The sequence below is a fragment of the Sphingomonas sp. 3-13AW genome (assembly GCF_049311085.1).
Taxonomy (GTDB): Bacteria; Pseudomonadota; Alphaproteobacteria; order Sphingomonadales; family Sphingomonadaceae; genus Sphingomonas.
In genome coordinates, this window is the sequence record NZ_JASNVZ010000002.1 from 357210 (window position 1) to 371310 (window position 14101).

Annotated in this window: 9 protein-coding genes and 1 tRNA gene; 7 read left to right on the plus strand and 3 right to left on the minus strand. The window is 66.4% G+C overall.

Translation table 11 applies throughout. The features are described 5' to 3' along the window. Positions 1-83: 83 nt before the first annotated feature. Positions 84-881, minus strand: coding sequence for a DODA-type extradiol aromatic ring-opening family dioxygenase (locus QP045_RS04775; RefSeq protein WP_422513814.1), 798 nt, complete (start codon positions 879-881; stop codon positions 84-86). 96 nt (positions 882-977) lie between these two features. On the opposite strand from QP045_RS04775, the gene QP045_RS04780 reads away from it, so the two are divergent. The 5 genes from QP045_RS04780 (at position 978) to QP045_RS04800 (ending at position 5302) form a co-directional block, all read left to right on the plus strand. Next, positions 978-1514 (plus strand): (2Fe-2S)-binding protein, encoded by a 537-nt coding sequence (locus QP045_RS04780; protein ID WP_422513815.1) that lies wholly within the window; start codon positions 978-980, stop codon positions 1512-1514. Positions 1515-1612: 98 nt separating this feature from the next. Continuing rightward, positions 1613-2569, plus strand: coding sequence for an RcnB family protein (locus QP045_RS04785; RefSeq protein WP_422513816.1), 957 nt, complete (start codon positions 1613-1615; stop codon positions 2567-2569). An 86-nt stretch (positions 2570-2655) separates the two neighbouring features. Then, positions 2656-3336, plus strand: a complete 681-nt coding sequence (locus QP045_RS04790) for a prolyl hydroxylase family protein (protein WP_422513817.1) — start codon at positions 2656-2658, stop codon at positions 3334-3336. A gap of 50 nt (positions 3337-3386) precedes the next feature. Next, positions 3387-5150, plus strand: coding sequence for a single-stranded-DNA-specific exonuclease RecJ (recJ, locus tag QP045_RS04795; protein ID WP_422513818.1), 1764 nt, complete (start codon positions 3387-3389; stop codon positions 5148-5150). Between the two features lie 77 nt (positions 5151-5227). Beyond that, positions 5228-5302 (plus strand) — tRNA-Glu (locus QP045_RS04800). A gap of 325 nt (positions 5303-5627) precedes the next feature. Here the strand turns inward: QP045_RS04800 and QP045_RS04805 are convergent. Beyond that, positions 5628-8639: a glycosyl hydrolase family 28-related protein gene (locus QP045_RS04805; protein ID WP_422513819.1), complete on the minus strand. Its 3012-nt coding sequence runs from the start codon at positions 8637-8639 to the stop codon at positions 5628-5630. 401 nt (positions 8640-9040) lie between these two features. On the opposite strand from QP045_RS04805, the gene QP045_RS04810 reads away from it, so the two are divergent. Further along, on the plus strand, positions 9041-11314 hold the full coding sequence (locus QP045_RS04810; RefSeq protein ID WP_422513820.1) for a TIM-barrel domain-containing protein: 2274 nt from the start codon (positions 9041-9043) through the stop codon (positions 11312-11314). Positions 11315-11351: 37 nt separating this feature from the next. After that, positions 11352-12419: an aldose epimerase family protein gene (locus QP045_RS04815; protein WP_422513821.1), complete on the plus strand. Its 1068-nt coding sequence runs from the start codon at positions 11352-11354 to the stop codon at positions 12417-12419. Positions 12420-12466: 47 nt separating this feature from the next. Here the strand turns inward: QP045_RS04815 and QP045_RS04820 are convergent, their stop codons facing one another. Beyond that, entirely contained in the window at positions 12467-14065 is a 1599-nt protein-coding gene (locus tag QP045_RS04820; protein ID WP_422513822.1) for a DUF5597 domain-containing protein, read from the minus strand. Between the last annotated feature and the right edge of the window lie 36 nt (positions 14066-14101).

The window sequence follows — 14101 nt, forward strand, 5'->3', positions numbered from 1 at the left end:
TAGCGGGCCATGATACAACATCTCAAGGGTAAAATGCTGCTGATGCGAAATAATCGCGCGTGAAAGATTGCGGCGGGAGCAGTTCAGCCGAAGCGGTAGGCCGAAACGGCCCAGCCGAGGACCTCGCCGCGCCAGTCTAGATGGGCCAGATCTTCGCCGCCGGCGCCCAGCGCCACCATCAGCGGGAGCAAATGCTCTTCCCGGGGATGGGCGTAGCGCGCATTGGCGAGCGCTTCCCAATCGATGGCGCGCGCCGCGCGGCGCTTGGGGTCCGAATCTGTCACAGCATCGGTGAGCGCTGCGTCCCACACGGTCGAGGCCGGCACCACCTGCGGACCCCGCTCGCGCAGGTTGTGGAAGCTCATCCCCGATCCGATGATCAGAACGCCCTCGTCGCGTAACGCGGACAATGCGCGCCCCATCGCGACATGCTCCGCCGGATCGAGCGCCGTCTGCAGCGACATCTGGACGAGCGGAATGTCCGCGCCGGGAACGGCAACCATCATCGGGATGAACACCCCATGGTCCCAACCGCGCGTGCGCTCGATCCCCGTCGCGAAGCCCGACTGCCCCAGCAACTCCGCGGCGCGCGCCGCAACGTCGGGCGCGCCGGGCGCGGCCCATTGGAGCTGGTAAGTGTGCGGCGGAAACCCATGATAGTCATAGAGGAGCGGCTGTCCGTTGCCGAAATGGAGCGTCGCGTCTTCCTCTTCCCAATGTCCTGAAATCAGCAGGACCGCGCGTGGCTTTTCGGGCAGGCTGGCAATCAGTCCGGCGAGATAATCCCGCATCGGGCGCCACATCGGGTCAGGCTCCGCCCCCGGGTTCATGAAGAAGCAGGGGCCGCCGCCGTGCGGGATGAAAAGGGAGGGCATGGTCATGGAAGGCTATGTCGCCCCCACCTGTGCGGCACACAACGCCCGCCGCGGAAACAGGCCGTTTCCCGCCGGGCCCGGCTGCGCTACTACCTCGCCCGCATGAGCCGCTTCACCGTCAACAACCAGCCCGTCGAATATCAGCTCGATCCGGACACGCCGTTGCTGTGGGCCCTGCGCGACGCATCGAACCTCACCGGCACCAAATATGGCTGCGGCGTAGGAGAATGCGGCGCCTGCACCGTCGATGTGGATGGCGAGGCGGTGCGATCCTGCCAGGTGGCGATCGGCGCGCTTGAGGGCAGCTTCGTCACGACGATCGAAGGATTGTCGCGGGACCGCAGCCATCCGGTACAGGCAGCGTTTCTTGCCTCCAACCTCGGCCAGTGCGGTTATTGCATTCCAGGGCTGGTCATGACGACGGCGGCGCTGCTGCGGACGAACGGCGACCCTTCGGACGCACAGATCGCAGAGGCGCTCACCAACCTGTGTCGCTGCGGCATCCACCCGCGCCTGAGCGAAGCCGTCCGTCGCGCCGCGCGCATTGCCCGCGGGGACGAGGTGATGGAGCCCGCGCCCAGGCCGGGCACGGATCGCGGCGAGGCTGCGCGCGCAGTACCGGCACTCACCCCGCCCTGAACCTTTCGGACTCCTGACACCCGAGTTCAGCCACGGCTCATCGCGCTTCGTCTAAATCCGGGTCAACGTAACCGGCGGGTCCGGTTGGGAGAGGCGCAGTGACCAAGTTTTTGTTGATCGGATTGATGGCAGCCACCGCGCTGGTACCTGCGTCGGCAATGGCGCAGGAGCGCGGTGACCGGCCGCAGCGGGAAGCACGCGGAGGCGGCGACCGCTCCGCCCCCCGCGGCGAGCGTCCGCAGCGCAACTTCCAAAATGAGCGGCCGCAGCAGGCGCGTCCGCAGATGCCGCAGCGGAACGCCCAGAACGAGCGTCCGCAACAGGCTCGCCCGCAGATGCCGCAGCGCGACTTCCAGAACGCCCGCCCGCAGCTGGCGCGGCCAGACCGACAGGCGCCGCAGCGCAACTACCAGGGCGAGCGCCCCGATCGCGGCGAGCAGCTGGCGCAGCGTCGGGATCGTCCGCAGGGGCTCGAACGTCCGCGCGGCGACGGACAACAGCGCTGGCAGGGCGGTGAAAGCCGGCCGGACCGCAATGGCGGGCGCCCCGATTACCATGGGAACGACGGTCGGCCGGACCGTGCAGGCATGCAGCCTGGCCGCCCGGGCGGCAACTGGGACAATCGCGACCGCCGCCCCGGCGATCGCCTTGATCGCAACGATCGTCGCCCGGCCCGCGCCTATGATCGCAACGACGGGTGGCGCAATCCGGGCCGTGATCGCCAGGATTGGAATGATCGGCGCGGGTGGAGCCGGGGCTGGCGCACCGACAACCGCTATGACTGGAACCGCTATCGCCAGACGAACCGCAACGTCTATCGCCTGCCGCGCTACTATCCGCCCTCGGGCTATCATTATGGATATCAGCGTTTCTCGGTGGGTCTGACGGTCGGCTCGATGCTGTACGGGTCGAGCTACTGGATCAACGATCCCTATTCCTACCGCCTGCCGCCAGCATACGGCCCCTATCGCTGGGTCCGCTATTACAATGACGCGCTGCTGGTGGACCTGGAAACGGGCGAAGTCGTCGACACGGTGTACGACCTGTTCTGGTAAGCGGGCGCACAGCGCAAAAGGGGGCTCGGCAGGCGACTGCCGGGCCCTCTTGCGTTCGGCGGCGGCTTGTCTGAAGAACCGCCGTCATGAAGGTGCAATCAACCCGTCCGCATGGCTCCCCTTCCCCCGTGCGGGCAGCGTTCGGGGCCAGCGTTGCCGAGCGGCTGAAGGCCCTTCCCCAGGTCCGTGCCGCCAAGACCGACGCGGCTCAGATGTTCATCCACCCGGACTTCCTGAGTCCGGACGAATGCGCGATGCTGATGCGCACGATCGATGCCGGCAGCCGCCGCTCGACCCTGCTTACCCAATCCAACGATCCCAACTTCCGCACGAGCGACAGCTGCGATCTCGACCGCTGGGCTCCCGAGATCCAGCCGCTCGATGAGCGCATCGCCGACCTGCTCGGCATCGAGGCGAACTTCGGGGAAACGATCCAGGGGCAGCGCTATGCCCCGGGACAGCAGTTTCGCGCCCATCACGACTATTTCCATGAGGGCGAATCCTATTGGGCCGACATGGAGCAACAGGGCGGACAGCGCACCTGGACCGCGATGGTGTTCCTGAACACGGTCGAGCAAGGCGGCGCGACCTGGTTTCCTCAGGCGGGGGTCCGTTTCAAGCCGAACCCCGGCCAGCTCGTCGCGTGGAACAACATGAACCCCGACGGCAGCCCCAACAAGCTCACCCTGCATGAGGGCATGGCGGTGGTGCGCGGCACCAAATACATCATCACCAAATGGTTTCGCGAGCGGCCCTGGGTCAAGTGACGGAACGCCAAGCGATTTCCTTCCCGCCTGGCTTCGCGTAAGCGCGTGCGATGCGTCCCGTACTGAACGTTCACCGCTCGATCCTCGGGCAACCCTGGCGCTGGCGCGGCCTCGCCGCCGACCCCTGCGACGCCAGCTTCGCCCCCGACGACCTCGTCACCCAGTTGCTGCTCGCGCGGGGCTGCCCGCGCGAGGCGCTGGAGGCACACCGCAGCCCCAGCATCCGCGGCTTCATGCCCGACCCGTCGATCTTTCGGGACATGGACAAGGCGGCGGATCGTCTCGCCGACGCCGTGCTGGCAGGCGAGCAGGTGGCGATCTTTGGCGACTATGACGTCGACGGTGCCACCTCTGCGGCGCTGCTGGTGCTGCTGCTCCGCCAGCTCGGCATCGAACCACGCCCCTATATTCCCGACCGGATGACGGAGGGCTATGGCCCGTCCGGCACGGCGCTGCTGCGGCTCAAGGAAGAAGGCGCGAGCCTGATCGTCACCGTCGACTGCGGCGCCCAGGCGTTCGAGGCGCTCGACGTCGCTCGTGAGGCGGCCGTGGACGTCGTGGTGGTCGACCATCATAAATGCGCCGCAGCCCTCCCCCATGCGCACGCGCTGGTGAACCCGAACCGCATGGATGAGCAGGAGGGCGCCGAGCACGGCCACCTCGCCGCTGTCGGCGTCGCCTTCCTCCTCGGTGCGGCGCTGCTCCGTACGCTGCGGTCCCGCGGGTTCTTCACCAGCCGGCCGGAGCCCAAGCTCATCGAACTGCTCGACCTGGTGGCGCTGGGTACGGTCGCAGACGTGGCGCAACTGCGCGGCCTCAACCGCGCCTTTGTGGCGCAGGGCCTCAAGGTCATGGCCCAGCGCCGCAACCTGGGCCTGGCCGCGCTCATCGAAGCGTCCCGGCTGACGCGCGCGCCGACCTGCTCCGACCTTGGCTTCGCGCTCGGGCCACGAATCAATGCGGGTGGCCGCGTCGGTCGCTCCGATCTCGGCGTGCGCCTGCTCACCACCCAGGACCGGGACGAGGCGCGTGCGATCGCGGAAGAACTCGACCGCCTGAACGAGGAACGCCGCGCGATCGAGGCGATCGTCCAGGCGGAGGCCGAGGAACGCTGCGAGACGCAGAAGGAACGCGGCGTCGCAGTGGTGGCGGGACGCGGCTGGCACGCCGGCGTCATCGGCATCGTCGCCGGACGCCTCAAGGAAAAGCTCGGCCGTCCGGTGTTGGTGATCGCGGTGGACGAGAATGGCATCGGCAAGGGGTCGGGCCGGTCGATCAGCGGTGTCGATCTGGGTGCGGCGGTACTCTCGGCCAAGGACAGCGGGCTGCTGCACGCGGGCGGCGGTCACGCGATGGCGGCGGGCATTACCGTCGCGGAAGAGAACATCCCGGCCCTCGCCGATTATCTCCACGAAAGTCTTGCGGACGCGGTCGAGCGCGCCCGTGGTGAGCGTGCGCTGCTGTTCGACGCGATCCTCGCCCCAGGCGGGGTGAGCCCGACGCTGGTCGAGGCGCTGGAGGTCGGCGGGCCCTATGGCGTCGGTTGGCCCGCCCCGCGCGTCGCGGCCGGGCCGGTTCGCGTCATCCGCGCCGATACGGTCGGCAACGGCCATGTCCGCCTGACGGTGGCCGGTGACGATGGCCGCAGCCTGAAGGCCGTGGCGTTCCGCCAGGCCGACACCCCCCTCGGCATGGCCCTACTGGGCGCTCCGCCCCACCGCCGCCTGTGGCTGGCCGGCCGCGCAAAGATCGATGATTGGGGCAGCCGCCCTGCCGCCGAACTCCATATCGAGGACGCCGCCTGGGTCGATTGAACGGCCACCGAAACAAAAATCGCAAACACCCGCTTGACCGATCGCCGGCTTCCGCCTAGTTCGCCGCGACCGGCAACGGCCCCTTCGTCTAGCGGTTAGGACGCGGCCCTTTCACGGCTGAAACACGGGTTCGATTCCCGTAGGGGTCACCATCGCCAGGCCAGAGTTCTCAGGAATTCTGCGCTTGTCGATTTGGGTGACAGAGGTGCGCCGGAAGGCCCTCCTCGCTACTTTGGTCTTGCCCCGCCTCGTATCGCGGCAAGGGTGTTGCGGCTGAACAGATCTTCGCCGCGACCCGTTACATCCAGTCCTTACGTTCCGAGTTAGTCGTCGCAACCAAAGCGAAAGCTCCTGCCTCTTTGCTCGCCGCAAGACCCAGGCACGGACATGATTCTCTCGATTAACTGATCTTCGCCCTGAGGGCGGTAGTGCGCCCCACGCGACGGGACTTCCGCCGCGAGGGGACAACGCCATCTCTCAAATCCCGATCGTGTAGAGGGAGTGGTGCGTCAGGATGAACAGCTGGTTCTGGTCCTCTCCGCCCACGATCAGTTGCAGCGGCCGCTCCGGCACATCGATACGGCGGATCAGCTTCCCGTCCTGCCCGTAGACAAAGACCTGGCCGTTCGCGACGTACAGATTGCCCGCCGTATCCCGCGTCACGCTTTCGCCGCCACGATCCGCGACGACGCGCAGGTCGCGAAGCGCCCCGCCCTCGCCGACCACACCGCTGTAGGTGCGGTTCTCGGACGCGTTCGTCAGGAATAGCGGTTCGCCCGGCTTTGCGCTGACCCAGCCATAGGCGTCGAGCGTGTCGGACCAGCGCCAGCCCTGGTGATCCTCCGGTCCCTGGTTCCAGGTCCGGAACGCCGGCAGCACCAGCGAACCGTCCGGTGAGACATACTCCTCCGCCTTTGTCTCGCGCATCTTCTGCAGGAAGAATTCGGCGAGCGGCGGATATTCATAGGTCTTCGGATCGATGCGATCGGCAAACTCGCCGTTCGCCCAGACATTGACCGGCAGCAAGGTGCGGGCGCCCGGACGCGCACGGGTGGGCGTCGCCGCAATGATGCGCACCTGCTGCGGCCGGTCCGGCGCGATGCTGTAGACGGTGCTATCGCGGCCGGCGGAAGATTGGACTAGCAGGTTATCCGACTTGTCGACGGCGAGGTTTACCGGATCGAGTGGCGCATCGGTCAGGATGGTGAGCCCTTCGGACTTGGACCAGCCGTGGATGCGGTTGAAGAACCGGTCGATGAAGTACAGCTTGCCCTTGGAGTCCGTCGCGCCGCCACCGATCGAGTAGAAACCATCGGCAAGCTTCGTGACACCGCGTGTGACCGGGATTGCCGCCCCGGACGCCGTCGCGGGCTGGCTGGCCGACGTTGACACATCAAGCCGTGCGAACTCCCGCTCCCGGACTTCCTGGCCGCCCTTCATGTCCTTGATCGCGTTTTCGAACGGGAACTTGCTCGCACGCGTGAACGTGCCGCAGCCCTTGGCATCGCAGTGCGCGAAGCTGTTGTCGGCATTCACATGGACGTTGCGGAAGCGGATGTCGTTCGATCCGAACAGGCGAATGGCCGTATCCATCGGCTTGGCCGAGCGCGTGACGCGGTAGCTGTGGTAGTTCGCGAACAGGATGTTGCGCGTGTTGTGGAACTCGGTCGATACCGCGTTGACGCCGTCCCGGACTTCCTGCTCCGTCTGGGGCGCGAGGAACTCCCAATTTTCCACATTGCGCAGGACGATCTCGTTGCGGAAATGGTGTTCCGCCGACAGTTCATAGACATGCCCGGGCGTCTTGGTGTCGGTCACCAGGAAGCCGGTCGACGCCAGGCCATTGGGCGACCAGATGCCGGAGAAGGTCCCGCCGCCACCGTCCGTCACCCAGATGCTGGCATATTGGCCGTCCCAGCGCGCGCCGGGATCGTTCACGCCGGTCATCTTGCCGGCGAACTGGACCGCTGGCCCATGGATCCGAACATCGTTGACCATCGAGGCCTCACCGGCCTTCCACAGCAATGCCGTGGCACGCGGGTTGACCGAACCGGTCCACAGCCCGACGCCGGCCAGGATCGCATTGCCGCCCTTGGCGCTCTCGATCATCGCCTTGGCAGTGCCGGTGCCGGCATAGGCCGGCGTGTCGTTGGCGATCGTGATCTGCGTCAGGTTGGGATGGAGCGCGACCAGGACGCTGTCCGGCCGCAGCTTCAGCGTGTTGGAGACCCGATACCGGCCGGTGGGAAGATAGACGACCCGATTGTTGTCGATCGCACGCTGCAGGGCCGCCGTATCGTCGGTGGTCTCGTCACCCTTGGCGCCCAGGGATCGCGCGTTCACCCAGGTGCTGACCGGCGGCAGCTGCCGCAATGCGGGCGCCGGGCGGGCCGGCTTTGACTTCAGCGGCACCATGGTAATGTCGGTGGCGTAGCTCCCGACCGTGCCGAGCGCCGGCAGCTTCAGGCCGTAGGAGAAGTCCTGCACGCGCCACACCGCCCCCTGCCCGGCGATGGTCTTCCCGCTCTCGCTGAAGCGCGCAAAGGTCGGCGTGTTGATGCCGACCGCGTTGTCGAACCCGACCTGAGTGAACACGCTGTCCTCGGTCGCGATCTCGACACCCGCGTTCGACACATTCTCGAACCGAACGTTCTTGCCCCACAGCGAGTCCGAATAGCCGCGGTCGATCTTGATACCGATAGGCGTGTTCCGGATCGCGACGTTGACAAGCGTCAGGCCAACCTCGTGCTCGCGGATCGCCGCCTCTCGCTGACCCTCGAATTCGGAGTCGAGCAGCGTGAACTGCCAGGCCGGCGACGTCTTCTCGGTAACGATACCATATCGGCCCCCGAAAAAGCGCAGGTTCTCGCTGGCGTTTCCAACCTGGTAGAGACCGGCAAAGCCAGACCCGAGGTGGAAGTCTGCGTTACGGACAAAGGCGTGCTGCGCGACGCGGAAGCGGACGGCGACCGCGCCAGCGTTACCCTGTCCGATCTCGAAGTCGACGTTGGACAGAGCCGAATAGAAGGTCGTCTGGGTGGCATCAAAGACGGTCGGGTCGAAGGGCCGGGTCGTGGGCGGCGGGATCGGCGGCTTGCCCGCGCGATACTGGTCATCGCCCGTGAAGCTGACGACGGCGGCGATCCCGTCCGCATATCCCGGCGTATTGTCGGCCAGCACGATCACCGGACGGGTCTTGCCCACTCCGAACACGCGCACGGCAGAGCGGAGAAGGACGGTACGGCTTACCCGGTAGCGGCCGGAGGGCAGGTAAACGATGCCACCCTTGGTCCCGCCCGTAGCGATCGCGGCATCGATCGCCTGCTGAATCGCCTGGGTATCATCGGCACGGCCATCGCCAACACCCTTCACGACGATCGCGTTCGGTTCTTCCGGAGCCGTGAGGTAGACGGAGTTCGAAGCCTTGGGCGCAGCAGAGGCGGCGGATGCGCCCCCCGCAACCCCAAGCGCCACGATTCCAAACATCATGTTGGCCTTCATATCCACCCCATTCTTGATTGTGCCCATTCGTCGGATGAGCTTGTTCGACGACTACTCTCGACGAGCGAGACGCCGGTGTCAAAATAGAAGAAGCGTTTTGTGGAATCAGCGGCAGAACAAGCCGCGGGGACTTTTCCAATTATGCCTCCGCTCCCGCCCTGCCAGATGATCCGCAGCTCGATTGCCTGCCGACGCTCGCTGTATTTCGGCGCGGTCGCCCGCACACCTTCGCGGTCCTTGCTCTACTTCGGTATTCGACCTTTGAGTCCTATCGCCAGCACATGATGCGGGTATAGTTGCAGCAAGCGCCCGAGACACAGCGGCGAAGAAGCGGGGAGATTAGCGTGAGGGGTCTGGTACAGGCGGCACTACCGGCGGCGGTTTTTGCGATGACAACGGTCCCAGCGGTTGCTCAGCCGATGGCCACCGTCGATCGCCACGGTAGCAAGGTCTCGATCGAGCCCTATGCCCCGAACATCGTGCGCGTCACGATCGCGCTCGACACCGGCACGTCGGCCGGAGGCGCTGGCCCCGGGATCATCGCGCAGCCCGACCTTGCCGGCTGGCGCCACAGCACCGACGCGACGGGCGACATCTTCACCTCGGGCGCGATGACGCTGACGGTGAAGGCCCAGCCGTGGCCCGGCGCGCCGAGCCAGATGCAGCGCTACTTTGCCTCTTCCCTGCCGCCGGTCTCCGTCAGCGTCCGGACCCCGGACGGGCGGGAGATCGCGATGCGGGGCTGGGAGATGGCGCCCCATACCGTCAATGGCGAGGCGACGTTCCGCGCGGGCGCGACCTTTGCGGCCGACGAGGACGAGCATTTCTACGGCCTCGGCCAGAACCAGGAAGGAATCCTGGACCTGAAGGGCCGCACGATCGACTGCAAGCACTGGTATGACGCGCCCGCAGGCGAACAGGTCTGTGTCCCCTATCTAGTCAGCAGCAAGCGCTATGGCATCATGTGGGACAATCCGTCGGCGCTGACGGTGTCGCCCGGGCTGCACGGGAAGACCCGCTTCCATAGCCAGGTGGGTGAGCGCGTGTCGTTCTTCGTGGTCGTCGCCGACAAGACGGACGACCTCTACGCCGGCTATGCGAAGCTGACCGGCAAGACCCCGCTGCCGCCGAAGGCCGCATTCGGGTTGATCCAGTCCAAGGCGCGATACGAGAGCCAGCAGGAGCTCGAGGACGTGGCGAACGGCTATCGCGCCCGTAACCTGCCGCTCGACATCATCGTGCTCGACTGGTTCTACTGGACCCGCATGGGGCAGATCGACATTGATCGGAACTTCTTCCCCGATCCAAAGGGCATGAACGATCGCCTCCACGCCGCGGGCATGGAGTCGATCATTTCGGTTTGGCCGCGGTTCGAGCAGGAAAGCCGCTACTTCAACATGCTTGCGGCCAAGGGCTGGCTGCTCAAGGACAAGCAGGGCAAGGCGGTCGACGGGCTGCCGTTCCGCTCCGACCGCGCCGGCGCGCTCATCGATTCCACCAATCCAGAGGCGCGTGGTTGGTTCTGGAACACAGTTCGCGACAACATCCTCAGCCAAGGCTTCGACTATCTGTGGCTGGACGAGACCGAGCCGGACCTGGTGCCGACCGGCAACTTCTATTCGATCGGCTCCGGCGACCGCTATCACAACCTCTATCCGCTGGTGCACACGATGGGCGTCGCGGAAGGGGCGGCGCGCGATTTCCCGAACAAGCGCAACCTGATCCTCGCTCGGGCTGCCTATCTGGGAGCCCAGGCGAGCGGATCGCTCTTCTGGTCCTCGGACGTGGAATCCACGTGGGAGGCGTTGCGGCGACAGGTGCCGACGGGGCTCAACATGACCGCCTCGGGGATCGCGAATTGGTCCAGCGACACGGGCGGATGGCAGTATCCGCAGGGGCCCAAGGCCGTGCACCCGCCCCTGCTCGACCCAGCCGGCGCGACCGCGATGAACCCGGGCTATGTCGACTATCCGGAACTGTTCGTCCGCTGGTTCCAGTACAACGTCTTCACGCCGACGCTGCGTCTCCACGGCCAGCGGCCGGGCTCCTCGCTATGGGACTTCGGCCGTGCCGCCGAGCCCGTGCTCGCGGACTGGTTGCGGCTGCGCTACGCACTGATCCCCTACATCTACCCGCTCGCGCGGCAGACGTACGAGACCGGCGCGCCCTATATGCGGCCGCTGTGGATGGACTTCGCGGGAGATCCGAACACGGCGGGGATCGGCGACGAATATATGTTCGGCCCCGCCTTCCTGGTGGCGCCGGTGACGGAGCAGGGCGCGACGACGCGCCGCGTCTACCTGCCCGCGGGCACCGAGTGGTACGATTGGTGGACCAACGCCAGGCACCCCGGCGGCACCTGGATCGAGACCGCCGCCCCCATCGACAAGATGCCGTTGTTCGTACGCGCCGGCTCCATCGTACCCCTCGGCGAGCAGGTTCCCAGCACCGCCACGCGCCAGATGCTGAAGGAACTGCGCGTCTTCCCGGGCCGGGATGGGACGGCGATGCTCTACGACGACGATGGTCGGACCGAAGCCTATAAGAAGGCGGCCGGCGGGGTTGCTCTACGCTGGGACGATCGCGCCGGAAGGCTGACGGCGGCAGGGAAGCTGCCGACCGGACAGGCGCTGGAGCCGCTGGTCCGCGTCGTCGGACGCTGACGCCGGAGGGCCGTGGTTCAAGGCGGGGAGACGGGACATGAAGCTCGGATGGCTTGGTGCAGCATTCCTAACCCTGTCGGGCGCGGCCCAGGCGCAGGACGACACTGTCGAGCTGCGCGACGAGACCATGATCGTCCGTCTCCTCCCGTTCGGCGCCACGGTCACGCAGATCGAGGTCCCGGACCGGGACGGCAAGATGGAGAACATCCTGCTGGGATTTGCGACCCCGGCGGAGTTCCGCGCGAAGAACGGCAAGGTATCGTTCGGATCGACCATCGGGCGCTATGCCGGCCGGATCGCGGGGGCCCGCTTCACGATCGACGGCAAACCGGTGCAACTGGTCCCGAACGACGGGCCGAACGCGCTGCACGGCGGCGGCAGGGCCAAGTTCGACACGCAGGAATGGCGCGTGGCCAGCCGCAGCCCGAAGGCGGTGACCTTCGAGCTCGAAAGCCCGGACGGCTTCCAGGGCTTTCCCGGCAGGCTTCGAGTGGCGGTCACCTATCGCCTGATCGGTCGCGGCGCGATGCGGATCGACTATGAAGCGCGGACCGACAAGCCGACCGCGCTGAACCTTACGAACCACGCCTATTTCAACCTGGCCGGCGAAGGCAGCGGGTCGATCCGCGCGCAACGGCTGCAGGTGATGGCGGAGCGCTATGTCGCCACCGACGCGGGCGGCATCCCGACCGGCGCTTTCCCGGAGGTTGCGGGCACCCCGCTAGACCTGCGGGTCCCGCGGCCACTGGGCGACGGCATCGACAGCCGGACTCCGCCGATGGGCGACCGCGGCTACAACCATGCCTGGATCTTTGCCAAGCCACCGGGCGCCCTGCGTCCCGTGGCGCGGCTGGACGACCCGAAGTCCGGCCGTACGCTGGTAGTGGAGACCACCGAGCCTTCCATCCAGGTCTACACCGGCGGATACATCGACGGCCGCGACCGCGGACCCAGCGGCAAATTCCTGCAGGCCTATGACGGCGTGGCGCTGGAGACGCAGCACCTGTCAGACAGTCCCAACCACCCGGAGTTTCCGACCACGGTCCTGCGCCCCGGCAAGCTGTTCCGGTCGACCACCGTGTGGCGCTTCGGCGTGGAGCGATAGGAGCGCAACGAGGAGCGCGATGCCGCCTCCTCGCGTACGGGCTGCGCCTAGCGGGGGCGGCCCATGGTGACCTTCAGCACCTGCGGGCGATCGATCAGGTTGATGCCATAGTCCGTCTGGTCGCCGTTCCAGATGCGGGACATCGCCCAGCGACCTTCGCGGAATGCCCCCTCCTCCACCCGCAAGACCATGCCGCCCTCCCCCTCGAACTGCAGGCGGACGTGGCTGCCGACCACCAGAAACTCGTCGGGCGAAAGCTGGGCGATGGCGACGCCGCCGATGGGCTCCTTCGCCCATGGCGCGGGATTGGACTTCAGCCACTCCCAATGCTTGAAGCCGAACTGCCACTCGCCCCAGGAAGCCTTGATCGTCCAGTCGCCCATCCGGGTTGATTGTTCGGCGCCATCGTCGGGCTTGGCGACACCCCAGGTCGGCCGTTCAAAGGCGATGCGTGCCCAGTCGCGCATGATCGAGCCGAACTGGCGATAGGCGAGTGCGAGCGCTGCCAGCGTTTCGTCACTGATGTCGCGCGCGCCTAGCGGATAGTTGAAATAGCCGCTGTCGTCGGTTCCAAACGGCGCATAGCCGATGCCGCCGCGCCCGAGCGCCGGATAGACGAACCGGTGAAAGTCACGCGCGTTGCCGATCTCGGGCACCATCAACGCGTTGTCCGGCCGCGCATATTTGTCGAGGTACTGGGCGACGTTGGCAGAGGTGCGGTCGTAGATATCCGGTGCCTGGAAATCGATGTGCGGGGCGGCCGCCTTCCAGATGTCCAGCACGTCCTGCTGCGGCCCGCCGCTCGCCACGCCGTCGGGGTCCGGCACGTTGGACGGCCCGGCCAGCGATGCGTTGACGTACATCGGCAGCGGCTTCACCGCCTTGCCAGCCGCCGCGATCGCATCGACGAACGAGGCGACATACCAGGTGTTGAACGCGCGGTCGGCCTGGGCGCCGAACGCCTGCGTCCAGGTGCCGCGTTTGCCGGTTGCCTTTGCCAGCGCCTGGGGGACGGGCTGTGCGAAGAGCCGGTTTGCCGCCGGAGAATAATCGCGTGGGTTCCGGTAGCTGCCTGTCTCGTTCTCCGGCTGGACCAGGATCACCGTATTCTGGCGATCGTGATCGCGCAGATACTCCATCACCTTCACAAACGCGCGCCGGTCCGCGTCCAGCGTCGCCTGGCCATGCGCGCTGAGGACGTCGTGATCGCTGCCGTCCCTCCTGGTCATGCGCGGGAACCGACGCTTGTCGAGCTTCACCCAATCGGGCGTGTAGCTGAAGCCGGTGTTCTTCCAGGTGCCGAACCACAGCAGCACGACCCGCTTGTCATGCGCGCGCGCCTGATCGAGGAGTGCCTGCAGGAAGGAAAGGTCGAACTTTCCTTCTACCGGCTCCACCTGCTGCCAGGCGATCGGGACCTCCACCGTATTGGCGCCGATCCGGTCCAATACCGGCCACGCGGTCTTGAGCGCTTCCGGATAATTGGACGAGTTGTTCACCTGCCCGCCCAGGATGGTGAACGGCGCACCATCCACGATCAGTGCATGCCGGCCATTCCGGCTCTCGATACGGGGGATCGGCGCGTCCTTGGCCAGCACGGGCTGCGCAGCGAACAACGCAGAGACAAGCAGAAGCGGACGGATCATCGAATCTCCTGAAACACCCGAAAGGCGCAAAGTGCC